General features: G+C 46.2%; 15 protein-coding genes. 5 read left to right on the top strand and 10 right to left on the bottom strand.

From position 1 onward, the window contains the following. The first annotated feature begins 301 nt into the window (after window positions 1-301). The gene (locus OP864_RS09975) at window positions 302-3,466 is read left to right on the top strand and encodes a T9SS type A sorting domain-containing protein (RefSeq protein WP_270098060.1); all 3,165 of its coding nucleotides are present in this window, start codon (window positions 302-304) and stop codon (window positions 3,464-3,466) included. Window positions 3,467-3,519: 53 nt separating this feature from the next. Here OP864_RS09975 and OP864_RS09970 read toward each other — a convergent pair whose 3' ends face one another. The 6 genes from OP864_RS09970 to OP864_RS09945 all read right to left on the bottom strand — a co-directional run bounded on the left by OP864_RS09970 (window position 3,520) and on the right by OP864_RS09945 (window position 11,158). Further along, window positions 3,520-4,821, bottom strand: coding sequence for a sigma-54 interaction domain-containing protein (locus OP864_RS09970; protein ID WP_270098059.1), 1,302 nt, complete (start codon window positions 4,819-4,821; stop codon window positions 3,520-3,522). Window positions 4,822-4,836: 15 nt separating this feature from the next. Beyond that, on the bottom strand, window positions 4,837-6,474 hold the full coding sequence (locus tag OP864_RS09965; protein WP_270098058.1) for a hypothetical protein: 1,638 nt from the start codon (window positions 6,472-6,474) through the stop codon (window positions 4,837-4,839). A 105-nt stretch (window positions 6,475-6,579) separates the two neighbouring features. Then, window positions 6,580-8,031 (bottom strand): tRNA (N6-isopentenyl adenosine(37)-C2)-methylthiotransferase MiaB, encoded by a 1,452-nt coding sequence (miaB, locus tag OP864_RS09960; protein ID WP_270098057.1) that lies wholly within the window; start codon window positions 8,029-8,031, stop codon window positions 6,580-6,582. A gap of 419 nt (window positions 8,032-8,450) precedes the next feature. Further along, entirely contained in the window at window positions 8,451-9,779 is a 1,329-nt protein-coding gene (locus tag OP864_RS09955; RefSeq protein ID WP_270098056.1) for a hypothetical protein, read from the bottom strand. 112 nt (window positions 9,780-9,891) lie between these two features. After that, a complete protein-coding gene (locus OP864_RS09950) occupies window positions 9,892-10,551 on the bottom strand; it encodes a protein-L-isoaspartate(D-aspartate) O-methyltransferase (RefSeq protein WP_270098055.1) in 660 nt (219 codons plus the stop codon). 205 nt (window positions 10,552-10,756) lie between these two features. Further along, on the bottom strand, window positions 10,757-11,158 hold the full coding sequence (locus OP864_RS09945) for a hypothetical protein (RefSeq protein ID WP_270098054.1): 402 nt from the start codon (window positions 11,156-11,158) through the stop codon (window positions 10,757-10,759). Window positions 11,159-11,721: 563 nt separating this feature from the next. Here OP864_RS09945 and OP864_RS09940 point away from each other — a divergent pair. Next, the gene (locus OP864_RS09940; RefSeq protein ID WP_270098053.1) at window positions 11,722-13,140 is read left to right on the top strand and encodes a DUF2779 domain-containing protein; all 1,419 of its coding nucleotides are present in this window, start codon (window positions 11,722-11,724) and stop codon (window positions 13,138-13,140) included. 835 nt (window positions 13,141-13,975) lie between these two features. On the opposite strand, the gene OP864_RS09935 is transcribed toward OP864_RS09940, so the two are convergent. After that, window positions 13,976-15,094, bottom strand: coding sequence for a glycosyltransferase (locus OP864_RS09935; protein WP_270098052.1), 1,119 nt, complete (start codon window positions 15,092-15,094; stop codon window positions 13,976-13,978). 1 nt (window position 15,095) lies between these two features. Continuing rightward, a complete protein-coding gene (locus OP864_RS09930) occupies window positions 15,096-16,727 on the bottom strand; it encodes a M48 family metalloprotease (RefSeq protein WP_270098051.1) in 1,632 nt (543 codons plus the stop codon). 537 nt (window positions 16,728-17,264) lie between these two features. Between OP864_RS09930 and OP864_RS09925 the strand changes: the two genes are divergently transcribed. The 3 genes from OP864_RS09925 (at window position 17,265) to OP864_RS09915 (ending at window position 20,795) form a co-directional block, all read left to right on the top strand. Beyond that, window positions 17,265-18,077, top strand: coding sequence for a hypothetical protein (locus OP864_RS09925; RefSeq protein ID WP_270098050.1), 813 nt, complete (start codon window positions 17,265-17,267; stop codon window positions 18,075-18,077). Window positions 18,078-18,146: 69 nt separating this feature from the next. After that, the gene (locus tag OP864_RS09920) at window positions 18,147-18,866 is read left to right on the top strand and encodes a hypothetical protein (RefSeq protein ID WP_270098049.1); all 720 of its coding nucleotides are present in this window, start codon (window positions 18,147-18,149) and stop codon (window positions 18,864-18,866) included. An 18-nt stretch (window positions 18,867-18,884) separates the two neighbouring features. Next, window positions 18,885-20,795, top strand: coding sequence for a hypothetical protein (locus OP864_RS09915; RefSeq protein WP_270098047.1), 1,911 nt, complete (start codon window positions 18,885-18,887; stop codon window positions 20,793-20,795). Window positions 20,796-21,098: 303 nt separating this feature from the next. On the opposite strand, the gene OP864_RS09910 is transcribed toward OP864_RS09915, so the two are convergent. Beyond that, entirely contained in the window at window positions 21,099-22,268 is a 1,170-nt protein-coding gene (locus OP864_RS09910) for a thiolase family protein (protein ID WP_270098046.1), read from the bottom strand. Window positions 22,269-22,316: 48 nt separating this feature from the next. Then, window positions 22,317-24,725, bottom strand: coding sequence for a 3-hydroxyacyl-CoA dehydrogenase/enoyl-CoA hydratase family protein (locus tag OP864_RS09905; RefSeq protein WP_270098045.1), 2,409 nt, complete (start codon window positions 24,723-24,725; stop codon window positions 22,317-22,319). Window positions 24,726-24,730: the final 5 nt, after the last annotated feature.

The raw sequence follows: 24,730 nt of genomic DNA, 5'->3' as shown, positions 1-24,730 counted from the left end.
TCAGAGCGAGTACAGAGAAAGTTCTTAAGTTAAGTGAAGAAAATCTTCAAGGTTCGGTTCGGAAAAGTTGATCAGGCAAAGCGCAGGGTCAACCTTTCCGTATTTGTAGTTGGGCCAAGCGCTATTTGGCCCAGCGCTGCGCAGCCGTGGCCCGCAGGGCCAGACCAAAGCCCGCAGGGCTGCAGGGCCGAGCAGACCTGCGAGCGGCGCAGCATAGCGGCGGCCGACCTAGGCGAAGCCGAGCCGGCCGCGGGCCCCAAAATAAAAACAAGCCCTTCCTTGATCTAAAACCACCCCCAATATGAAATATATCCAGCCCTTAATTATTGCCTTTTTAAGTTTTCCGCTTCTTTTATGGGCGCAAGATCCGCCTTCTGCGCAAGTTTGGATGCAGGCCAACCGCCTTTCTGCCCTTATAAAAAACGGAGGCGATTTATTTAACGACGGTCAAAATGCCGCTTTTTTAACCCCCAAAAAGGCGGATAGCAGTGAACATCTTGCCGCTATTGGGCTTTTGGGCCTGAGTTTGGGCGGCCAAAATGCGGCTGGCGATTTATATCTGGCTGCCCAAACCTATGGGCAGGGCGCTCCTGACTTTTGGCCAGGCCCAATCGATAGCCTCAGCCAGCAGGCCGATTCCCTGCTCGCTAGGCGCTTCAATTATATTTGGACCGTTGAGCTCTTGGATATTTGGACGGCCCTGGAGGATTATCGGGATAATGGGCAGATAGATGGGCCCTTGCCCAGTAGTTTATTGATTTGGCCCGCTAGGGGAAATGCTTATTATCCGCAAAATTTGGGTTTTGCCCTGCCCGAGCAATCGCTTGCGCCCTTTTTTGATCGGGATGGAGATGGGCGTTATGAGCCCTATGAGGGGGATTTCCCGACCTATCGCATGGGAGATTCTACCGCCTTGGCCGATCAGATATTTTGGACCGTATTGAATGATCTTTCTGGCGGACATCAGTTTACGCAGGGCGATGCTATGGGCCTAGAAGTGCAGCTAACGGCCTATGCTTTTGGTTGCTTGGCCTTGGAGCAAAGTCTGCGAGAAAGCCTCTTTTTGAATTATAAAATCATCAACCGCTCGAACCAGGATTATCAGCAATTTTGGGCGGGTTTTTATACGGATTTTGACTTGGGCTGTCCGGCCGATGACTATATAGGGACCGACAGTAGTTTGCAGACCGTCTATACCTATAATGCAGATTATCTGGACCAGACCCAGCTTTGTCAGAGCGACAACTACGGGAGTCAGCCGCCAGTGGTGGCCCTTAGCTTTCTGAATTGCTCTTTGGACCGCAGCATTTATAATCTGAATAGCAATTTGCCGCCTTTTGGGCATCCTTCGGGGCCCAATATGGACCAAGAATTTTATCATTTATTAGCAGGACGTTGGAGCAATGGGCAGCCTATTCGGCCCTATGCCAGTGGTTATGACAGTCTGGGGCAGGGGCAATCTGCCTATGTTTTTCCCCATTATCCCTTTGATAGTTCGGCTGGGGCTTGGTGGGCTGGAGATGGCTATAGTTGGGCGCAGGGACAAGACTTTAGGGTCATGGCCTCGCATTTTAAGGGAGATTTATTGGTTGGAGAAAGTTTGGAGATCGACTTAATGCTCAGTTATCATTATGCCGATAGCTTGACGGGCCTCTATCAGATGTTGCGGCTATTGCCTCAGAATATCCCCAGTTTGCAGCAAGCTTGGGCGCAGGGAATTGGGCGTGGCGCTTGTTATCAGCCGCAAGACTTTAGCGCTTCGATTTCCGGTTATTTGTATGAGGACCAAAATGCAAATTGCCAAAAAGACAGCCATGAACGTCTTTTTGTTCAGCAATTTATTTGTGCCGAAAGGCAAGGCCAGCGCTACTATGCCACAACAGATAGCCTTGGTTTTTATCAGTTCAATGCGCTACCCTTTGGAGAATACCAGCTTTGGGCGGTACGGCCTAGCCACTATTGGCAGGACGCCTGTCAGTTGCAGGGCCAATATACGGTCCAATTGCAGCATCCACAGGGGCAGCAGCAAAATATAGCCTTGCAGGCCCTAGATCATTGTCCCTTTCTGCAAATCCAATTGGATGGGGCCAATCTGGATGCTTGCAGTGAGCAGCAGCAATGGCTAAACTATGAAAACAGAGGAAGCGATACGGCTTATCAGGCCTATGTAGAATTATTTTGGCCCAGTCGGCTGCATTTAGATTCGGCCAGCTTGCCATTTATCCAAATCGATAGCCAGAGCTATCGGATAGATTTGGGCGATTTAGCCCCTCAGGCGTCGGGACAGCTAGATATTTGGAGCTCCTTGACTTGCGATTCGGTCTTGGCGGGGCAGGCGTTCTGCCTAGAGGCCCATGTTTATCCCGATAGTCTTTGCCGTCCTATTTATCAGGAGACTGTTTTGGCGGTATCTGCTGAATGCGAGGGGGATTCCATTGTTTTTTATCTGCAAAATATAGGCTTGGCCAGTTTGGTCCCTGTACGGACGCAATTAATTGTTATTGAAGATGATTTGATGCAGCCCCCTTTTCCTGTCACCATTTATGGAGCAGGAGTAACGGAGGTCCGTATTCCGGTACAGCCGGGTTTAAGTTATCGGGCGCTATTAGAGCAGGCCAGTGGAAATTGGTCCGCTCCGGTCATTTCTGATGCCATAGAAGGCTGTGGTTTGGATAGTTTGGGGCAGATGCACTTGGGTTATATTCAGCAACTGGCCAATTTGCCGGCTACAGTTTTTGGGGCCGAGCATTGTATTGTTTTGCAAGACTCCTTTAAATCGCTGGGGCATCCACAGGCGCAGGTTTTGCCTTTGGGCTATGCTGCCCCGGCCTATATATTCCCTTCTGACCCCTTGCATGTTCAGTTTTTATTGCGGGGGCCATTTAAGGGGCAACTCAGGCTAAGAGATAGTCTATCTCCTTATCTATTGCCTAGTAGTTTACGGCAGCAAGCCAGCAGTCACTCGGCCAATTGGGCCTTGGAGGAGCAGGGTATACTGAAGGTTGATTTTGGTTTTATTGATTTGGCCGCAGAAGAGGAGCTCCTCTTTAGTTATGCCATTGAGCAGCAGAAGAACAATCGGCCCAGCAGCCTAATTCGTCAGCAATGGAGCTATCAGAAAGATAGTTTGCCCTGGGCCTTTACGGCTCTAAATTCTAGGGTAGTGGGACATAATTTCTTTAGCGTATTGAGCAGTGCTCCAGCTTCAACTGCTAGGCCTTTGGCCTATCGTTTTTGGCCTTTGCCCGCCCAAGAGCGCTTAAACTACTCGGCCCTGCAAGGCTGGGAGCAGGGGCAAGAGATCCGCATATATAATATGTTAGGCCAAGAGTTGGGCCGTTATCCTTTATTAGGTCCTCAGGGGCAAATTCAGTTAGGCGATTGGCCCAATGGGGTCTATTTATTACAGCTTTTTTCTGCCGATCGGCAATTGTTAGGGCAGCAGCAATTTAGTATCAGTCCATAATTTGGTGGCTGTAAAAAAGGGCGAAACCAAGTATTGGTCTCGCCCTTTTTCATTTAGGACTGAATATCGTGCAATTTGATTTTGCGGTAAAGTGTCCGCTCAGAAATGCCCAATTCTTGGGCCGCATCCTTGCGTTTTCCTCGGTGTTTTTTGAGTGCTCTTTCGATGAGCTCCCTTTCCATTTGTTCCATAGAGAGCGATTCTTCTAGTTCCTCCACCTCATTATAGCGTTCTCTATCTTGCTCTTGATTATGATAATCTTTATTTAGAATAATGGGCCCTTCCTCGGAGCTGGGCTCCTCATTAAAGGTATTTTCAGAATAAGACGAGCTATAATTATCGCTATTTGGGCTAGGCAAAGGCAGGTAGCCCTGCATACTATGGCCCTTAGGCATGGGGCGGGGCATTTGGAGGTTATTGGTTTGGACCAATTCGGCAATGAGTTGCTTTACATCATTGAGGTCCTGCTTCATTTCATAGAGAAACTTAAACAATATCTCCCTTTCGTAAAATCCTTGGCTGCTGTCATTGGCCTCCTTATGGGGCAAAGGCAAATGCCTTTGTTTTTGGCCCAACTGCGGGAGAAACTCTAGTAATTGCTCTGCCGTAATCGTTTTATCCTCTGAAAAAAGGGCCGCTCTTTTGGCCACATTGCGCAGCTCTCGGATATTGCCGGGCCAGGGGTAGCGCAACAAAATATCCTCGGCCTCTTCCGTAAGGCGGACCATAGGCGTATGGTATTGATCGGCAAAATCAGAAACGAACTTGCGGAAAAGCAAAAGCACATCATCGCCTCTTTTGTGGAGCTCAGGCACCTGAATAACCACCGTGCTCAGGCGATAATAGAGGTCCTCTCTAAATTTCCCCTGCTCTATGCGCTCCAATAAATTGACATTAGTAGCCGCCACAATGCGCACATCGGTCTTTTCTACCTGAGAAGAACCCACTTTAACAAATTCGCCCTGCTCGAGTACCCTTAACAGGTAGGTTTGAGTATCCAAAGGCATTTCCCCAATTTCATCGAGGAAAATGGTGCCGCCATTTACGGTTTCAAAATAGCCTTTTCGCTCATTGACCGCTCCCGTAAAGGCCCCTTTAGTATGGCCAAAGAGCTCCGAGTTAATAGTACTTTCGGGCAGGGCGCCACAGTTAATCGCAATAAAGTTATTATGCTTGCGGTTAGACAGTTGATGGATAATTTTGGAAAAAGACTCCTTGCCCACCCCACTTTGGCCCAAAACCAAAACAGAGAGGTCCGTTGCGGCCACCTGAATAGCTGTCTTTAGGGCATGTTGCAATTGAGGGGAATGGCCAATGATTCCGAAACGTTGCTTAATCGCTTGAATATTATCCATACTGTTCTTTAACATTTAATAATGGCTGAGGTAGACCTTATAGGTGTAGGTAATCTTCTTTTGTTCGCCTTTTTTGATTTTCATCTCCCAGCAAACATCAGTATAAGGGTTGTAAGTAGTATAGCTACTACGAGGCTGTAGGCGGGGCGACTTTAGCCATTTTTCAGAGCTTTCCATCAACTCGCCATAAATGGCTCTTTTTATATCTAGGCGAATATCCTTTCCTTTAAAATTCTGAATTTCAATTTCTGCTTCTACAGTCACTAAGTCGTAGTAGCGAATGCGGTTGGTGTTGGTTTCACGGATTTGCTTGGTATTGTTAGTCCGCTTGATTTCTTTTTCAGAAAACTTGAGGGCCACATCTGGGGCCTCGGTCAATTTTACGCTTACCTCATCTTGCTTAGAGGTATAGTAAAGCACATCTTGACTGATGGGCAAAATCTTATTGTCCTTGTTTTGGACCACCATCACGGGGGCGGCTGTCCAGACATAATCCGTTTTGTTTTCTAGCTTAATGGTATGCAAAACCGGAATCGTCTGCTTTTCAAAGCTATAGGCTGTACTATAAGAGTAAGAATTGGCGCCAATGATCGACTCGTAAATATGTTCTACGGGAACCTTATCCGAGAATACATCTAGCAATGCCCGTTCTCCCTTCTTAATTTCTACATCCTTAAGCGTATAATAAAAGAGGTCCTCCACGCTTTCGCCTACTGCAGGAGCGGGGCCAGGCATGCCATTTCCGCCATTGGTTGGTGCCGAAGCAATCGTGGGCATCATATCATAGCTGGCCACATTTTCTACCATGGCATTGCTCAAGGTATGCACATAACGCTGAGGCTGAACAGGCTGCACATAGCCAAAGCTCAAAAGGTCCGAAATGCGATTGGCATACTTAAAGTTAGGGACGCCAGCCACCAAATTGAGCGACTTTGTCTTTACATCTTCCGCTTCATTGACCACCGTAGTGCGCAATGAGATGCGAGCTTCCTTATCATTGAGCAGCTCCACCAAATAGTCAGGTTTCCAGCTCAGGTTTTGACGCAAATACATCATCTGTAGCTTTTGGCTACTATTGGCCGTACCGCCAAAGTCGGCCTGAAGCACAGGCAATCTTTGGATGCTGCTATTGGTAAAATTGGGCGAATCTAAGATCTCAAATTTGCGCAATGATTCGATTTGCGCTTGCTTGAGAATCAGGCTGCGGCCCGTTTTCATCTGAATAGCGAAAAGCGCCCCCGTTTTGATATTGGGTTTGCTGGGGTCGGGGTTGGGCACTTGTAGGACCTTGATTTTTCCTTCGGTCCAAGTCGTATCTCCAGACAATAAGAGACGTACGTTTTTGCCATCATTGGCCAAAAACATACTACTATAATTACTCACTAGGCCCTCGACCTCCTTCTCTTGCTGAAAAGAACGAACAATTTGCAAACTAGGAGCAGAAAACCAAAGGGTCCCATTTAAGGCCTGCGGAATCGTGTCTCCCACTAGCTCCCATTTGCCTTTTTTGGTCTTTACCTGACCTTCTTTTACAAAGAATGCCGTTTGGTTCTTAAAAATAGAAACCGCCTCGGTTTCTAGGCCTTTTTGGGCCCAACTACTAGCCGAAAAGCAGAGCAAAAGGGCTAAAGCAAAATAGCGATAAGTAAACATAAATAAGTGATGTTAAGTGAGGAAGTTGTTATCGCTCTATTAGATGAGAACGGCCGCCAAATTGGTGGGCTTTTCGGCAGGCCAAGGCCTGCCGAAAAGCTGCGCCTAAGCTTCTTCTGGAGCAGGCACCAAATGCCCACGAAGCGTAGCCTGCGTACAATCAGTCACTTTTACATAGACATATTGTCCAATTTCTGTATTTTCTCTAGGGAAAACAATCATCTTGTTCTGTGAATTTCGGCCCGCAAAATCATCTTCGCTGCGCTTAGAAACCTTCTCAATCAAGACCTTAAAGGTTTTGCCAATGTCTTTTTTATTATGCGCAAAAGAGATTTGGTTTTGCAAACGGATGATTTCTTGTAAACGGCGTTTTTTCACTTCCAAAGGCACATCATCCTCATATTTTCGGGCGGCTAGGGTACCTGGACGCTCCGAATAGAAGAACATATAAGACATGCTGTATTGGCTATGCTCAATAATAGAAAGAGTGTCCTGATGGTCCTCTTCCGTTTCCGTACAAAAACCAGCAATCACATCTGAGGAAACAGCGCAATTGGGCAAAAGCTCATAAATGCGGTCAATCTTATTCATGTACCACTCTCGGTCATAAGTGCGGTTCATTTTCTTAAGAATCCGGCTGCTCCCCGATTGTACAGGAAAGTGAATATACTCGCAGATGTTTTCATATTTGCCCATATTGATCAGGACCTTATCGGTAATGTCTTTAGGGTGAGAGGTAGAAAAACGAATGCGCAAATCGGGATGAATCAAGGCCGTTTTTTCCAATAAGTCGGCAAAATCGACTTGCTCGAGGCCTTCCGGATGCTCCCAATGATAACTATCTACATTCTGGCCCAAAAGGGTCACTTCTCTAAAACCACGGTCAAATAGGTCTTGGCATTCGGCCAAAATACTATAGGGATCACGGCTGCGCTCTCGACCACGGGTAAAGGGCACCACGCAAAAAGAACACATATTATCGCAACCTCGCATGATGGTCACAAAAGCCGTCACGCCGCTATCACTCAGGCGAACGGGGCTAATATCGGCATAGGTTTCTTCTCTAGACAAAAAGACGTTGATCCCCTTATCGCCATCTTCTGCCGTGGCAATGAGGTTGGGCAAATCGCGGTAGGCATCGGGGCCCAAAACCAAATCAACCAGTTTTTCCTCATCCAAAAGTTTGGCCTTGAGGCGCTCGGCCATACAGCCCAAAACCCCAACCAATAGGCCCGGACGCTCCTTTTTGAGCTTATCAAAAATACGCAAACGCTTGCGGACAGTATCCTCGGCCTTTTCGCGAATAGAACAAGTATTGACCAAAATCAAATCGGCCGCATCCATATATTTGGTAGAGGCATATCCCGCCTCTTGCAAAATAGACGCAACAATTTCGCTATCGCTAAAATTCATCTGGCAACCATAGCTCTCAATATAAAAGCGCTTTTGGCCATCTTGCTGTTGAGCTTGCAATTGCTCCTTGAAAAAGACATCGCCCTGCTTATCTTCGGGCAACATTTTTTTGTCCAGGGTTGGATTATCGTTGTACAGTTTCATATCAGTATAGGTGCTATTCTTTTTTTTGGGGGCCTCCCCTCCCTGCGGTCGGGGCGCTATGCTGCGGGGCTCGCAGGTCTGCTCGGCCCTGCACAAAACATCGCCAAGGCTCGTTTTGTTGGGTCTGCCCCTTCGGGGCACCCGCTCCGCAGCGCTAGGCCAAAAAGGCCTGGCTTTACGGCTTTAGCGCTTGGCTAGGGCACAAAGATAATTCATATTTTGGACAAAGGTGACAAAATGTCAGTCTTCTTTTTTATCCTGGGCGCCCCAAAGGGGCGCTTTTCTTGGCCTAGCGATGGTAGGCAGTGCGGCAAAGCCGCAGACCAAGGCCGTCAGGCCGCAGGGCCGAGCGAGCAGCGAGCTGCCGGACGTAGCGCCCGCAGCTTGCTGCGGGAGGCCCCAAAACCTCCTCCAATTTACTAATCTTGCAGTTCTGCTTTGCGACCAACTGCGGGGCGCTCCGCTCTTGGAGAAAGGGGCTTTTTTTGGCTCTCTTTAGCCTGAAAATACTGATGAAAAAAGTGAAAACTTTGGAGCAGCAAGATCACCAAAAAGTGCAGGGCGATGCTCCGATAGCGGACAATTGTGCCCAAATTGACCACCAAAAGGCCAATCAGCAAGAGGTTGCTCAGGGCATAAAAGAACATAAAATAGAAGAGTGGCGAGCGCTTTTGAGGGTTTCTGCCTTTGTTGAGGCCCAGAAAAAAAAGCAGCCAAAAAGAAAGGATTTCTAGGGCAGCCGCCAGCTGCAAACTGTCTTTGACATTCCATATTAAGGGGCGAAAACAGACATTAAAAAGTGCTTTGGGCAGATAGGCAAAAAAGCTAAAAAAATTGGGCTCCCAAGCTGTTGCATTAGCGATAACAGAGCCTCCTTTTTCGGCCAAAAAAGCCCCTTGGCGGTTGGCCAGCAATTGGAGCGGAGAAAAATAGCCCGTCATTTCGAGGGCAAAAAGACCCAGGCCCAAAAAGGCATAAACGGAAAGGTAGGCCTGAATTGGGCGATTTTTGAAGAAAAAAGGCAGCAAACTAGCGGCTGTCAGCGCCGGAAAAACCAGGCCCAATAGATAGGTCCGAAAAACGGCCAAGCCCAAAAGCCCTAGGCCCAAAAAGCAAAACGCCCTCTTCCAAGCCTGCCGATAATAGGCATCTAGGCCCAAAAACAGCCCACTAATTGATAAATATACCCATACATCCTTATGAAACCCCGAGGTCCAGAACAAAACAGAAGGCATAAAAAAGCAAGCAAACTGAAGCAGTTTGCGGGGCAATTGCAGATGCCGCTCTAAGACCCAATAAAAATTGAGACTGGCAAAAAGGCCCAGAAAAGCCACAAAAAAGCCATGCAAAAAATAAGAACCCGCCGAAAAAAACTGCGGAATAGCATGAATATGCACCAAGGCATAAGTGCCAAAATCTCGCTGTATAAATGACCAATCGGGATACAAATAGAGCTCGGCATCGGCTGGGGGAATAGGCGCTTGGCCCGTCCAGCTCCCCCAATAATAATCCCAATAAGGCCAAATCGTCTGCGCAATAAGCTGGCTTTCCTCAAAGTATAAAAAGGTGTCTCCAGCATCAAAATACTCTAAATGCAACTGCCCATAAATAGCCCCCAGCCCTAAGCGCAAAAAAAAGAGCATAAGGATTATTTTGGGAGAAATTCCCCACTGCTTAAAACTACGCCCCTTCATAATCCAAAGGGTCGCCAAGCAAGAATAAACAATAAATAAGAGGGCTAAAAGCATAGCCATTTTGTTTAGGGATGATAAACTTGAGCAAAGCAAGCTTAATACAAATAGGATTTTGGGAAGAGGTCGTTTTGCTTTTACGTAAAAAAAACGGAACTAGATGTCGGCACTAATTTCTTTGCACAGGCAGGGCTCCCGGCAAAAAAGGAACAAAACGGCAGGGACCACAATCCTCATACTCAAAGGTTTTTTCTCCCTTTCGCTCTACAACAAACATCCGCTGCTGCTCCTGATAAAGCAAGGGCAAGACCATCCGTCCCCCAATTTTCAAGCGGGCCAATAGCTGCTTGGGAATCTGTTCGGCCGCACAGCTCATCAAAATGCCGTCATAGGGTGGCTCTGCCAAAGGCAGCTCGCTTGCATCGCCAAAATAAGAACGCAAATTTTCTAGCTTTAGCGCATCAAAGCGCTTTTTTGCCGCCAACTGCAAGGCCTCTTGCCGCTCATAGGTATCTAGCTCGGCTCCCATTCTTTGCAATATGGCCGCCTGATAACCCGAACCCGTTCCAATTTCTAAAATACGCTGCCCAGCGCTTAGCTCCAACAAGCTACATTGCCAAGCCACCGTAGAGGGCTGCGAAAGCGTTTGCCCCCCACCAATAGGTAGCGCCTGATCCTTATAGGCCAATTCCTCAAAAGCAGAGTCCACAAAAAAATGCCTCGGCACAGTCCCTATTGCTGCCAAAACCTCTGGACGAAAAGCCGCGTTTTTTTGCAATTGCTGCAAAAGCTTCCGCCTCATCCCCTTATGTCTGTAGGTATCTTGCATAGAGGGCCATGCTTTTAAATAAAAATTAGATATATTAAATACTGACAATCTGCTTTTTAACTAGTTTCATTTGCTTGCTACAAGTTCAAATTTAGACCTTTTTTTAAGCTTGGCCAAGCAATGCCAAACAAAAAAGCCGAAGCTCCTTACTGCCTCGGCTTTCACCCTTGTTCATACACTAAATAAATCTAACTCTTTTTTGCGTCTAAAGCGCTGATTTATCTATTGTTTGTAGCTTCATCCCCTTGGGGAGCTGTACTTTTATCTTGAGCTGCTCGTCCAGAATTTGTCCGCGCAAAATTACCTGATGTTCCATCTTAGGCATGTACAATACCAAGCCTTTAGGAGTCTCTTTTTGTACAATATTATAACGGCCAATCATCACTAGCTTTTTCAAAATGGCCTCGCTCACATTCTCCGCAATCACTTCGGTGGTAATCCGAACTTGCTCCTCTTCCCAATACTCAATTTCTACCTCTGCCGCAATTTCTAAACTAGCCGTGGCCGCAGCCAAAGGCAAGGTTTGTACGAGGGTCTTTGTAGATTGCGCCCAAGAAACTTGTAGGGCAAAAAAACAACAGCAAATTAAGGTAATTATATGTTTCATCTTATATATCGTCTTGAAGTAACTTTAAATTTTAATGCAGGGGGCTTCCCCTTTGCTGATGCAAATCTAAGGTCATTTTTTTAGTTAGACAAACTTTAAACAAAATAAAATTTTATCGACCCCCCAAATTTTAGCTTTTTTAGCTTTTTATATTTTACACTTTTAAATTTTAGTAGAATTTTATTTCAAGCGTTATATTTTTAATAGAATTTAGCTATCCCCCTTTTTCGGCCCTCAAAAAGAAATATTTTCTTTAAAAAAACACTGCCTAAACATTGGGTTTACAATCAGTTGCTTTTTTCTGCTGTTTTTTTGGGGCTGCCCACTCGCTGCGCTCGGGTCGGGCCGTTTCGCAGCTCGCTCTCTGCTCGGCCCTGCAGCGGCTGCGCCGCTTTGGTCTGCCGCCTGCGGCGGCCCTGCTACAGCCCCTCAGCCGAGGCGCTGCGCGCCTTTGCGGCGGCTTCGCCGCCTGCTAGACCAAAAAAGGCGATATATAGCCTAACTTCTGTATCTTGTGGCCCTTAGGCGCCCATTTTGCGCCCCTTTACTGAAGTCCTTTTCTTATGAGTAGTTTGCATTTTCCCGATTTACAGCAGTTTATCGATTGTCCCAGAGAGTTTTGGCTGGCCCAACAGGCCGAAACGCCCCGCCCCCGCCTGCCCTACCCCCTCGCCCCCGAGCTCCGCCAACTGGCCGCTCAACGCATTGAGCTGCAAGACCAAGATCCTATCTGGGCGAGCTTTGGCCCCTGGCGAGCTGCCGTAGATTTTATTAAGGCCAGTCCCAATCATCCCGATCAAGTTCGCCTCTATTTTGTGCGGGCCTCGGGCTCAGTCTATTCGCCCAAACATGGCTTTAAGGAAAAATACCTGAAGGAATGGGCCTTTAGTTATCATCTCTTTTGTCTGGCGGGCTATGAAGTGGAACAATGCTATGCCATCTGGATCGATAAGGATTATCGCTACCCCGGCGGAGAAATTCCCCCCAAACGCCTGCTTAAAATCCACCCCCTAGGCCAAGAACTTGCCGAGCTCAGAGCAGAAACCGCTCTGCTCATGCAAAAGGCCGAGGCGCTCCGCCTCCAAAAAACAACCCCAAAATGGGATGGCCAAAGTTTTTGCAAAAAGAAGCTGGCCTGCCCCTTTATTCAAAAATATCACGGCCAAGAGATTCCAGCCTTTAGCATTTTTCAATTGCCCCGCCACCGCCTAGATCGGCCACCTTTGGACCAAGCCCTGGCCCAAAAAAAATGGGACCTCACAGAATTGGATCCCAAACTTCTGCCCGAACGCTGGCTGCTCCAACAACAATCGGCCAAAACGGGCCAAGCTCAGGTAGATGTTCCCGCCCTAAAAGAATGGTTGGCCCAACTCCAGTTTCCCTTGCAGGCCCTAGATTATGAGGCGGTCAATCCAGCCGTTCCCTTTATTCCCCATAGCCGCCCCTTCCAACATATTCCCTTTCAGTTTAGCTGGCAAGTTTGGCCCAATAAAGAAACAGAGGATATTGTTTCTACCAACTTTTTGGCCCAAGACAAAAAAGAACCCACCGCTGGCCTGATGCAAGCCCTCTTAGATGCGGCCCAGCCCCAAGGCAGCATTTTGGTCTGGCACAAAACCTTTGAAAGAGAACGCAACAGAGAACTCGCCAAACGCTATCCCGAACATCGAGATTTTTTATACCGCCTCAATGAGCGCTTAGTGGACCTAGAAGAAATTGTGACCAAAGGACTCTATATAGACGCTAAATTTGAGGGCCGCAGCTCCCTCAAAAAGGTATTGCCCGTTTTACTTCCCCAAATGAGCTATGATGAGCTCCCCATTGCCGAGGGCCTAGCCGCTGCCGATGCTTGGTGGCAGTTGGACCAACAGCCGCCTCAAGAGCAAGCCCAAACCCGCCAAGCCCTAATCGATTATTGCCAACTCGATACCTTCTCTTTGATTAAGATGGTCCAGCTCCTTATGCGGAAATTTGGGGAGTAGTTGTGTTTTTTGAGACTATTTAAAATTTTGTGTTTCTCCTTTTTGCTGCCTAGGGACAAGCCCCTAGGCGATGATTGACATTTTATAGTACCTGTGGGTTGAAACCCACAGCAACAAAAGAGGCCATGCTAGGCGCAATAAAATGAGCCGATGGTTAAAACCATCGGCCCATAACGAGTACTAATTTTATTCTAATACACAAAATTCTGAACAGTCCCGAATAGTCCCCCTACCCAGCTAGCAACCAGACCTACTCTGCTAGCAACCAGACCTACCCAGCTAGCAACCAGACCGAACTTTTGCCCTTTTTCATTTTGTTACATTATTTCCACATTTAACAAATCCCTAACAATTGGGGGCCAAAATCCTGTTCCTGCAGTCTAAAGGCCACAGCCAATCTTGTTGGGCCATCATTTTGTTCGCCGCAGCGGCTTAAAAGCCCCTGCTTCATTGGAGATAGGCGAAAGCATTCAGTTTTCAGGTCTTGCGACTTTTAAGCTGCAAGCCATGGGACCGCTAAAAGCTTGCTAATTGGGACCTAATCTGGCTGCGGGTTTCAACCCGCAGGTCTATACATCCATCCTACAGGCCCGAAGGGCCGCAGGCCTAGCGATGTGCAGCAGTGGCCGTCAGGCCAGACCAAGGCGGCAAAGCCGCCGCAGGGCCGAGCGAACAGCGAGCTGCGAAACGTAGCGCCGACGACCGAAGGGAGGCGGAGGCCCCAAAAAATCAGCGAGCTGCGACAACAAGAACTTTAGTTCGCAGTTCGACGACCATAGGGAGTAAACGTAGCGCCGCAAGGCGAAGCCGCAGCGGAGGCCCCAAACCCTTCATCTTATCGCCATGAACGGCCTTTCCATTGGTAATTTTGTGGAAAAAGCGAGGCCGTGCCGACCAGCACAATATAGAGTAGGTGAGCCAGCAGGGCGGGCCAGAAAATGCGGAGGAGTTGGCGGCGCTGAAAAAAGCGGCTAGCGCTCGACAGCAGGCAGTAATCGGCTAGGGCTTTGAGGGCCCATTGGCCGAGGACCCAATAGGGCGAAAAGCCGAAAAACAGGGCAATACTGCTGATAAAAAGGGAGCAAGAGAAGGCCCAAACGAGGCCCAATTGTAGTTCGGTTCGGCGGTCTTTGTAGGCCCCAGATTTGGAGGACCAGCGGAGGCGTTGTCGCCAAAAGGCGGCATAAGTTTGCACGGCGGGAGTTTGCACGGCGGCCTCTAGGCTTTTGACAAAAGCGATTTGTTGGGGGTATTTTTCGGCTACTTTTTGCAAAAAGAGCATATCGTCGCCAGAGGCGAGCTGATCCATGCCAGCAAAGCCGTTGAGTTCGATATATCGGGCTTTGGGGTAAGCCATATTGGCCCCATTGCACATCCGCATATATTGGCCATTAATGCCAGCGCCCGTGATGGCCATCATGCCCATAAAATCGAGGGCTTGGGCTTTTTCCAAAAAGCGATTTCGATAAGAAAAGAGGACGGGAGCAGCCACAAACTGCATATTTTCTTGCTCCATCGGGAAGCAAAGTTGTTTGGCCCAAAAGGAGGGCAATTGGCAATCGGCATCGGTAAAAAGCAGGTATTCGCCTTGGGCGGCGGCAATAGCTTGGGCCAGAGCGGCCTTTTTGCCCAGGCCCTTTTGCAGGGCGATAATCTGCAGGCGGTCGTCTTGGAAACCTTGGGCAATGCTGCGGGTCGCATCTTCAGAATGGTCATCCACCAAAACAATCTCCATCAATTCGGGGGGATAATTTTGGGCCAAGAGAGAGCGGAGGCAGCTTTCGATATGTTCCTCCTCATTTCGGGCGGCCAAGACAATGCTAATCTTCTTTTTCGGCTGATAATTGGGGGCTAAAAAAGAAGGGGCCAGCCTTGCCCAAAAAAAGCAATAGCTGGCCATTAATGCGCCGTAGCCGAGGCTAAGGAAAAGGATTAAGCCGTAGATATAGAGCATATTATTGCAATTTAGAAAACTGCAACCAACGGTCTAGCTGCCCATTTTGGTCCAGACTAAAAATGAGTCCAGCCAAAGGATAATAAAGCAACTTCCCCTTGCCCGTACTTAGGCTATTGGCGGCAAAGCCGTATAATTTTTCGATTTCGCTTTGGCGGCTACCGATTTTAACTCCGCGGGCGGTTTCTCCCTGATAATCGGCATTAAACTGCAAAAAGCCCCAGATTTCCTCTTCATTGGCTTGGCCGTAGCTCGCCAAAAGCAGGGCCTCTTTTTGCTCCAATCGACTAGCAATTAATAGCAACTCGGGACTATCCTCTTGTTGGCGTTCCATCATTTGGATGATGTCGGGTTGATTATTTTCAAAATAGCTAGGGAGTTCGGCCAGGGGAAGTTCATCATAGCTCTCGGCTTCTCCGCTAATTTCTTGGCGTTTAGCGGCTTGTCGAGCTTGCCAGCGTTTAGATTTGAGGGCAGAGAGGTTGGCCTCGGCCAAATCGGGCAGCGACTTTCGCAATTGTTTAAACTGTTTTTTGGCGGCTTTTTCCTCTCCATTTTGGGCCAAAATGATTCCGATCAGGAGATGGGCTTTATCTTGAATATGAGCGGGCATCTCTTCATTTTTGGCCAGGCGTTTGGCCTTAAAGAAGGCTAAATCTAGATCTTCTTTGAGCAGGGCCCAGATAATTTCATTGAGCAAAGCGGGTCCATAATTGGGCGAAACCTGTAGGGATTTATCTAGCATTTGGCGGGCTTGGGCCAGAAAGCGTTCTTTTTTGGGTTGGCGGTTGCCCTTACTATTTTGCTCCAATCGGCTTTGGAGTTCTAGCTGCAAAGGCAACTGAAAGGGTAAATCTTCGGCCTTATATTCTTTGAGGGCGGCCAGCAGAAAATTCACGGCTGCATTATTATAAATCGCTCGACCTGGAAACTGTTGGGCCAATTGGGCGTAGGCTCTGGCGGCCCGTTCTTCTTGTCCCATTAATGCCAGATAATTGGCCATTTGAAAAAGGGGCAAAAGGTCTTGCAGCATCTTTTGAGAATTATCGCAAATGGCGATGCGGTCTTTTCGGCTGGGGTAGCCCTTGGTCGAATCGGGCAGGCCGATCGTCTCATACAAGCGGCTATAAAACTCCCCTCCTACCTCTAGAGTATTATAGCCCGCCAGATAGCCAAAAAGGCCCCCAAAATAATCGGCTTCGGCTTCCATGCGGGCGCGTTGGGTTTCGTCCAGCTCCATTTCATAAATCTTATCGGCGATTTCGCTGTCTTCATTGGCCGTGCCAAAAGACATTCCCCAACCGTGGTCCTTATAATAATGGGCCAGTTCATGGCCCAGCACCATGGCTAGGGCATTTAGGGAGTCGGCGCCAAACTCTAGGGCCAGGTCATAAATCCCTTCTCCGAAATTAATGGAGTTATTTTGCGGATTATAGTAAGCATTATAATAGGGCTTGCTGCCTTTTTGGTAAATAAAATTAAAGGCGGGCAGGGGTCTAGGGTCATTAATGGCCTGTGCAATTTCCTGATAGACCTTTTCGCAAGTTTCGGCTTTTGCTTCTTGCGCCTTGCTTTGCGCATAGCTATTGGAGTAGCCCAAAAGGAAGAGGGCCAAAAGTAGATAATACTGCATAAGTTGTTGGAATGATGAGTGGGCAAAATTGCAGAATTTAAGCCAAAGCTGCAACTGATTTATTTTTTTGGGGCCTCCGCCTCCCTTCGGTCGTCGGCGCTACGCTTTGGGGCTCGCAGGTCTGCTCGGCCCTTCGCCAGCAAGCTGGCTCGGTCTGGCCTAACGGCCACCCCGCCGCATCGCTAGGCCAGTCGCTTCGCTCCTTTGCGGCGGCTTTGCCGCCTGCTGTTCATCGCCTAGGGACAAGCCCCTAGGCTAATCCAATGGAGCCAGCCCTAAAGGGCCTCCACTGTTCATATAGCTGGCCTTGCGCTCTAAAGTATGGAATTAACTTCATGAGGGTTTCCACCCTCATTTATAAGCATTGCGAAGCAATACCACTGTTGCTGTAGGTTTCAACCTACAGGTATATATATCCATCCTACAGGCGGCAAGCCCCAGAAAAATAAAAAATGAATAAACGTTAAGACATAACTTGCATTTGCGAAAAAAAGCCACTACTTTAGTCGTATCTAATAACCGTAAAAACTTTAGCGTATGGCTTTTAAATCTAAAATTAAGTTAGATGAGCTAAAAGACTTGACCGAAGTGCAGTACATCAAGTTGATTGAGCGAGAGGTGAAACGGGCTGCTGCCTTTGGGCAAACTGGCGTAGTCGTTTTATCTGATTATACTTTTAGTTGTGGTTCGCTAGGGACGTTAATTTTGCTGGGCAAATTATCTGGTTCCCTAATGAAATATTATAAGAGGCTAAAAACTGACCGAAAGGCAGAAAAAGACTTTGCCAAGGGAGTCTGTTATTTTCAGGAAGTAGAGGGGCAGCCGCCCATTATGCGTATTGCCTTAAATGACGGCAAGGGCAAGCCTGCAAAGATGAAGAAAAACGGCAAAAAGCTATTTAAGAAATTGGGCTTTGCGGTAGACATCTTTAAGGGAGATTTGGGGCTAGAAGAAGTAGGTCTAGAAGCAAAAGAAATTGACCAAATAGAGGCCGAAGTAGACCAAGAAAATGATGATCAAAAGATGATTAGCATTATCCGGGCCTACAAGAAAACCTTTGCCTTGGTCGCCAAAAATGTCATTCCCATACTTAAGGCCAAAACGCCAGAAAAAATTGAAGAGCGACATTATCAACTATCACTTCGATTACTAAAACTCTCTAAATCCCTGCAAGACAAATTGGAGGAAATCAGTGAAAAAAAACAGAGGAAATACAGCGCTTTTGTAGCAGCGGTAAAGGCCAAAGAGCCTCGACTCATTAAGATTGTGGCTAAGCTAAAACAGCATTTAAAAAACCGAACGGTAGAGGGGAATTTGGATGAAGTTCGGGGGAGCTCCACACTTTATTAAATGACTTAAACCAAAGTTCGAATAAATTACAATCACTTAAAAATGAACTTAAAACTAAATTCAAAGACTATGGAATATCTATCTAAAATGAGCTTGCTTCTACTAAGCATGAGTGGCTTTTTATTTTTCAGTAGCTGTGGAGAGGAACCCCCTCAAAAAACTATAGAGAAGGATAGTCTAGCCGAACCTATTGTTATACGCGACACAACTTGGACCGATGGGAAGATTACAAGGCTATCTAGCAGCAAAAGGGAAAATGATGTAATAGAAATGGAGCTAATACAATATACCCCAAATAAAGACTCTAGCAGTGCGACTATCAAATTAAGACGAAGCAGTTCTACTACTAATAGTAAGGAAAAATCCTACAACTCTACTCATATCACAGCATTTTACCCTATTTCAATAGACTCCTTTCAAGGACTTCATCTTTTTGACAAAAAGAATAGTCTTTTGCAAAGATATCAAATAATGTATCATTCCATTGATACTAAACACCAAGAAACAATAAAAACAATAGCTCTCTATGGAAATAGAAAAAACTTCAAAGATTTCATCAATTTTAGTTCTAAAGTCATATCCAAAATATTAGAGCATGAATTAGCTCACCCTCTAGTGACGAGTTCCCCAAATATACAAAGAAGATCTTTTTTTGACATGAATGGAAATTTTCTTTTGTCATTTAAGCATGATATGACAATAAACCTTGGATTAGATATGGCGGACAGCCTAAATGCTAAAAAATCATTCTTACCAGATTTTTTTATCCAATCAATCTACAATGAGTAACATATAAAAACTAGTTCTATGGATAAAATACTAATAGAAATCAACAGACTTTTAGTTGCCTTAAAAGAAGAACAAGAAAATTATAAAAAACTTGTATATAAGCTTCGTAAACAACAAATTAACAACCCTTTAGATCAAGAATTATCTGACCAATTAAGTTTTTACGTACAACAAAAAGAAGAACTCACAACTTTTATTTCAACTACAACCAAGGCTAAACATATTCTTGAGAAATTAGATCTCAACGAGATAACTGATTTATCACTAACCCAACTACTTATAAACGTTCAAAATCAAGTCACATCATATACTAATAGACTGAATATTATACTAATTAACATTTTCCAGATAAGTCAAGCCTCTCTTGAGTACGCTAAAGTCATTGTAGAAAGTCTAGACTTATCTAAAAAAATTTCTTCTTATAATGAAGGCATTAAAGGTTATATCTGTGAAAAAATTACTACTAAAGTAATAGAGTTAACTCAAACCCACTTACCCTTCTTGGATGACTTTATAGACATCTTAAGCCTATTGAGTCCAACTCAACCAATAATTAACAAAGCCAAATTAAGTGTTGCCTTAGAATTAGATATTCGAAAAAAAATTATGGTTGGTGTTATTACTCAATGTGAATCAGTAGCTATACTAGCCGAAAAGCTTGATCTATGGGCTGAATACATAAATGACAATAATAATCTAAGCTTAGAAAAAAAATACATTCAGCTTTTTACTTTTTCAAGGCTTTTAAGATCTGCATCCAATGAAGCTAATAAATCAAATATAGATTTGAGCAAAAATGTCGATCGTTTAATGAAAGCCTCATTACAAGAACTTTTTGAAAAATCCAATACCTCAGTTGTTCAAATTTGTGAATATACCGCTTTTCCGCTGGATGGAAATATGGTTGATCCATCAAAAGTTATTAAGACAAAGTTTACAAATGATGAAGATATCAATAAAGAGATTTTTAGAATAGCATTCCCTGAGAAAACGACTCAAGTTGCATCTCTTCTTGAGTTAAAAAAAGTATTTCCCAATACAACTATTAGCTACAAAGGTCAAGGCGCAGCAAGTACGGGGATGGACCAATATGATGTATCCCAGAATTATGAATCATTGATGACAAAACCTAAAGAAGAAAGTAGAGGTAAAGACAAAAAAGCTAATTTTAATCAAACTAAAGATGGTTACCCCTCTACAGCTTCTCAATATGCCAACTCCTTAGCCAAAAGACGGAGACAAGAGGCCCAAGATCGAGAAGAGCAAAAAGAAAGAATAGCTCTTCAAGCCAAAGCCAGAACTTTTGGAATTGACCCAACAACAGTAAAATATGGCTCTCTTAAGGAGTTAAAAGAAATTATTGCGGAGCATGAGCTATTAGGTAAAATAAAGGGCTTTGCCAATAATGCAAGACGGTATGGAGTGGATGAAGAGATAGTTCTTACGCTCATTGCAGCTAGAGCGGATGCTGCTGATTTTCATGAGGAAATTGCCAAGACTGATAAGTCCAAGAAAGAAATTCAGACAAAAAAAGAGTTGAGTGATAAAAATGTTGCTTTTGGTCAGGACCTTCAACTGAATAAGACCTATCTACTCAGTAATACCTTTGGTATTTACAGTAAAGAGGAGAGCAGATATGAAAAGGAGTTTGGTGGAATTTTTCTCGATAGCTTTCAGGCTAAAATCAAGGAGATGGCAAGACGAATAGCAACTACCAAGGCTACACAATTGATTTTCAGAGCTACTTTTAGACATTCATACAATGAAGGTACAGTTAAGGAGGTCTGCCAAAAATTGACAGAACGCTTAAATAACCACCTCAAAGAACTGAAAGGCAAAGATTTTCATCCTCTCCGCTATAAGCTGAACGAAGTTAAACGCACAGCATCAAAAGATATGGCAGGTTACTTTGTTTTGCTTAAAGAGTAAAATCAACTCTCATTCTGGTAGCATTGCGGAGCAATGCCGCTGTTGCATAGCTGCTGGTTTCAAGCAGCAGCCACAGCTAGCAGGCGGCGAAGCCGCCGCAGGCTTAGGGATGGAAAAGGGGGCGGCGTAGCCGCAGACCCAGCAAAATGAGCGTAGCGAATTTTGCGCAGGGCCGAGCAGACTTGCGAGCCCTGACACAGCCCGGCCGCCGAAGGCGGCAAGCCCAAAAACAGCCTCAATTAGAAAGAAAAAGACCTACTCCAGAGCAGGAGCAGGTCTTTCAACATTTAAGTATTCCTTAATCTAGAGTAGCTCGTAGATACCCGCAATACCTTGTCCACCACCAACACAGGCCGTCACCATACCGTATTTTTGGTTACGGCGACGCATTTCGTTGAGGAGTTGGATAGACAACTTCGCGCCGGTACATCCCAAGGGGTGGCCAAGAGCGATAGCGCCTCCATTAACGTTCACGATATTGGGATCTAGGCCCGCCTCGCGGATAACGGCCAAAGATTGAGCGGCAAAAGCCTCATTCAATTCAATTTGGTCGATATCGCCCAACTGCAAACCAGCTTGCTTGAGCGCTTTGGGGATGGCCACGCAGGGACCAATCCCCATATACAAGGGCTCTACACCACCTACGGCGCAAGCGGCTAGGCGAGCGATAGGTTGTAGATTGAGTTGCTTGACCATTTCTTCAGAAACCACCAAAACGAAGGCAGCGCCATCAGAAGTTTGAGAAGAATTACCTGCGGTAACGCTACCTCCTTGGGCAAAAACGGGACGCAATTTAGCCAAAGCCTCGGGAGTAGTGCTACGGCGCACCCCTTCATCCTGGGCAACGGTCCAGTTGCGCTCTTTGCGCTGGCCATTTTCTACATAAACCTCCTGAACATCTACAGGGACAATCTGATCATTGAAATAGCCTTCATCCAAAGCTTTGGCGGCCTTCACATGAGAAAGATAAGCGAACTCATCTTGGTCCTCTCTAGAAATGTTGTATTTATTGCTCACCGCCTCGGCAGTAAGTCCCATACCCACCAAATAATCGGGAGTAGTAGAAGCTACATTATAGTTGGGGGCCAACTTATAGCCCGTCATGGGAATCATACTCATGCTCTCGGCACCACCGGCCACAAAGATATGGCCCATACCGGCCTTAATCTTAGCTGTAGCCATAGCAATTGTTTCGAGGCCAGAAGCACAATAGCGGTTTACGGTTACCCCAGCTACTGATTTGCTCAGGGCGCGCATAGAGATTTGGCGACCGATTTGGAGGCCCTGCTCCCCTTCGGGGTTGGCACAACCTACCAAAACATCATCTACCATATCGGCTTCTACGCCTTCTACTTTTTTGAGGAGGTGTTGGATTACCTCTACGGCCAAATCATCAGAGCGCATAAAGCGAAAACCTCCTTTCTTGGCACGTCCTACAGCGGTACGATAGCCCGCTACGATATATGCATCCATATTTATATTAGCATCTTTAAAGTCTGAAATAATAATGAGTCGCTCGGCTTAGTTACGCAAAGGTCTGCCGGTGGTGAGCATGGCTTGGATACGCTCGAGGGTCTTTTGCTCGCCACAAAGCTGCAAGAAGGCCTCTCTTTCGATATCGAGTAGATATTGCTCCGATACTTTTTGCTGGGCAGAAAGATCTCCACCGCAAAGCACATAAGCTACTTTTTTAGCAATCTTGATATCGTGATCGCTAGCATAGCGACCTAGGCGGAGGCTTTCGGCAGCTACATAAAGTGCGCCTAGACCACCACGGCCCAATACTTCGATATCATGGCGGCTAGCTGGCTGTACATAACCCGCATTGGCCAAAGCAATCACCTTTTGCTTCGCTTTTTGAAGCGTGAGGCTCGTATTTACAGATACTTGATCGATTCCATGACGGAGGTATCCTTCATTGAAGGCTTTGGGGGCCGAGGTAGCCACAGAAGCCATAGCGATCGTTTTGAAACGGTCGATCAATTTGGGAACATATACATCCTCTTTGTGGAAGCTATCTGAGGCACGGAGAGCAAACTCTTTGGTTCCAGCACCACCGGGGATCAAACCAACACCTACCTCAACCAAACCAATATAAGATTCGGCAGAAGCAATGACAGCATCGGCATGCATGGCCATTTCGCAACCTCCACCAAAGGTGAATCCTTGAGTAGCAACTACAACGGGAATGCTAGAGTAGCGTACGCGCATATTCATTTGCTGGAAAGCGTGGATAGCCATATTGAGCTCATCAAAATCTTGCTCATAAGCCATCTGGGCAATCAACATCAAGTTGGCCCCAACAGAGAAGTTCGTGGCATTGTTACCAATCACCAAACCTCTCCAGTCTCCTTGCTCAGCAATTTCAATAGCTTGCATGACACCACGAACGACCCCCTCTCCCAAAGTGTTTTGGTAAGAACGGAACTCCAAGCAAAGCACTTGGTCTCCAATATCGTGTAGCTGAACATCGCTGTTTTCCCAAACTACAGACTTATCCCGGATATTGTCCAAGATAATAGACTGCTCGGCACCGGGTACGGGCTGATAAGATTTGCTGTCTACATTATAGTAGTTGGTTACGCCATTGATCACCTTATAGAAGCTAGTATGACCTGCAGCAATCATTTCTTTTACCCAAGCGGCAACTGTTTGTCCATCGGCCTCAGCCAATTCAACAGCTTTTTCTAGGCCAATCATGTCCCAGTATTGGAAAGGACCAACTTTCCATGCAAAACCAGCACGCAAAGCATCATCAATGCTAAACAACTGATCAGAGATTTCGGGAATGCGATTAGACACATAAGCAAAAAGGCCCAACAATGAGCGGCGAACCAACTCGGCCCCTTTGTCCTCTTGATATTTATCTTTGAAGAAGGTTTTCACCTTGCCCGCTAGACCAGAAACATTTTTGAGATCGCCCAAAAGTGCAGTCTTCACACGCTGAGCAGGAGCATACTCCTGACTGGCTAGATTGAGGGCCAACTTAATTTTGCGGCCATTCTCATCTTTTTGTTTAGTGCGCTCATAGAACCCTTTTTTGGTTTTGTTCCCCAAAAATTTGTTCTCTAGCAAAAACTGTAGATAAGCAGGTACTTCAAAAGCGGCAGCTTGCTCATCAGTTGGGCAGTTATCCTTAATGCCCTTGATTACTTTTTCGGCAGTATCTAGACCCACCAAATCAGCCAAGGCAAAAGTTCCCGTTTTAGGGCGGCCAAGCGCTGGGCCAGTCAACTGATCTACCTCTTCAATAGAAAGACCAAGCTCTTCCGTCAATTGGAAAATCTTGGCCATAGCATATACCCCTACGCGGTTAGCGATAAAGGCGGGAGTATCTTTACAAAGTACCGTTTGCTTCCCAAGGAAACGGCTACCATAATCCATAAAAAAGTCGATCAATGCAGGATCGGTCTTTTTTGTGGGAATAATTTCGAGAAGTTGGAGGTAACGAGGGGGGTTGAAAAAGTGCGTCCCACAGAAGTTCTTCTGAAAATCTTCGCTACGTCCTTCTAGCATCATAGAAATGGGAATACCCGAGGTGTTTGAGCTCACAATAGCCCCAGCCTTACGATATTTTTCTACCTGTGCAAATACCTTTTGCTTAATATCGAGGCGCTCTACAACAACCTCAATAATCCAATCGCAATCAGCAATTTTATGGAAATCATCCTCAAAGTTGCCCGTGCTTACACGGCTAGCAAAAGCAGGATCATAAAAGGGCTCAATTTTCTTGGCCTTAACAGCGGCTTTAAGGGCCTGATCGGCCAATCGATTGCGCGCTGCAGGGTTTTGCTTTTCCTCTTCAGAAAGGTCAAAAGGAACAATGTCCAATAGCAATACCTCTAGTCCAATGTTTGCACAATGGGCAGCAATACCCATTCCCATAACACCAGATCCGAGTACAGCGACTTTACTAATCCGTCTGCTCATCTTGT

Origin of the sequence: Saprospira grandis (assembly GCF_027594745.1) — a bacterium.
Classification (GTDB): domain Bacteria; phylum Bacteroidota; class Bacteroidia; order Chitinophagales; family Saprospiraceae; genus Saprospira; species Saprospira grandis.
Note: the sequence above shows the minus strand (reverse complement) of the source record. Positions and strands in the feature narration are given on the sequence as shown.

What these genes read in the sequence shown, in the direction of transcription:
- OP864_RS09975 (WP_270098060.1), top strand. Translation starts at nt 302, where the DNA reads ATGAAATATATCCAGCCCTTAATTATTGCCTTTTTAAGTTTTCCGCTT.
- OP864_RS09970 (WP_270098059.1), bottom strand. Translation starts at nt 4,821, where the DNA reads ATGGATAATATTCAAGCGATTAAGCAACGTTTCGGAATCATTGGCCAT.
- OP864_RS09965 (WP_270098058.1), bottom strand. Translation starts at nt 6,474, where the DNA reads ATGTTTACTTATCGCTATTTTGCTTTAGCCCTTTTGCTCTGCTTTTCG.
- miaB (WP_270098057.1), bottom strand. Translation starts at nt 8,031, where the DNA reads ATGAAACTGTACAACGATAATCCAACCCTGGACAAAAAAATGTTGCCC.
- OP864_RS09955 (WP_270098056.1), bottom strand. Translation starts at nt 9,779, where the DNA reads ATGCTTTTAGCCCTCTTATTTATTGTTTATTCTTGCTTGGCGACCCTT.
- OP864_RS09950 (WP_270098055.1), bottom strand. Translation starts at nt 10,551, where the DNA reads ATGCAAGATACCTACAGACATAAGGGGATGAGGCGGAAGCTTTTGCAG.
- OP864_RS09945 (WP_270098054.1), bottom strand. Translation starts at nt 11,158, where the DNA reads ATGAAACATATAATTACCTTAATTTGCTGTTGTTTTTTTGCCCTACAA.
- OP864_RS09940 (WP_270098053.1), top strand. Translation starts at nt 11,722, where the DNA reads ATGAGTAGTTTGCATTTTCCCGATTTACAGCAGTTTATCGATTGTCCC.
- OP864_RS09935 (WP_270098052.1), bottom strand. Translation starts at nt 15,094, where the DNA reads ATGCTCTATATCTACGGCTTAATCCTTTTCCTTAGCCTCGGCTACGGC.
- OP864_RS09930 (WP_270098051.1), bottom strand. Translation starts at nt 16,727, where the DNA reads ATGCAGTATTATCTACTTTTGGCCCTCTTCCTTTTGGGCTACTCCAAT.
- OP864_RS09925 (WP_270098050.1), top strand. Translation starts at nt 17,265, where the DNA reads ATGGCTTTTAAATCTAAAATTAAGTTAGATGAGCTAAAAGACTTGACC.
- OP864_RS09920 (WP_270098049.1), top strand. Translation starts at nt 18,147, where the DNA reads ATGGAATATCTATCTAAAATGAGCTTGCTTCTACTAAGCATGAGTGGC.
- OP864_RS09915 (WP_270098047.1), top strand. Translation starts at nt 18,885, where the DNA reads ATGGATAAAATACTAATAGAAATCAACAGACTTTTAGTTGCCTTAAAA.
- OP864_RS09910 (WP_270098046.1), bottom strand. Translation starts at nt 22,268, where the DNA reads ATGGATGCATATATCGTAGCGGGCTATCGTACCGCTGTAGGACGTGCC.
- OP864_RS09905 (WP_270098045.1), bottom strand. Translation starts at nt 24,725, where the DNA reads ATGAGCAGACGGATTAGTAAAGTCGCTGTACTCGGATCTGGTGTTATG.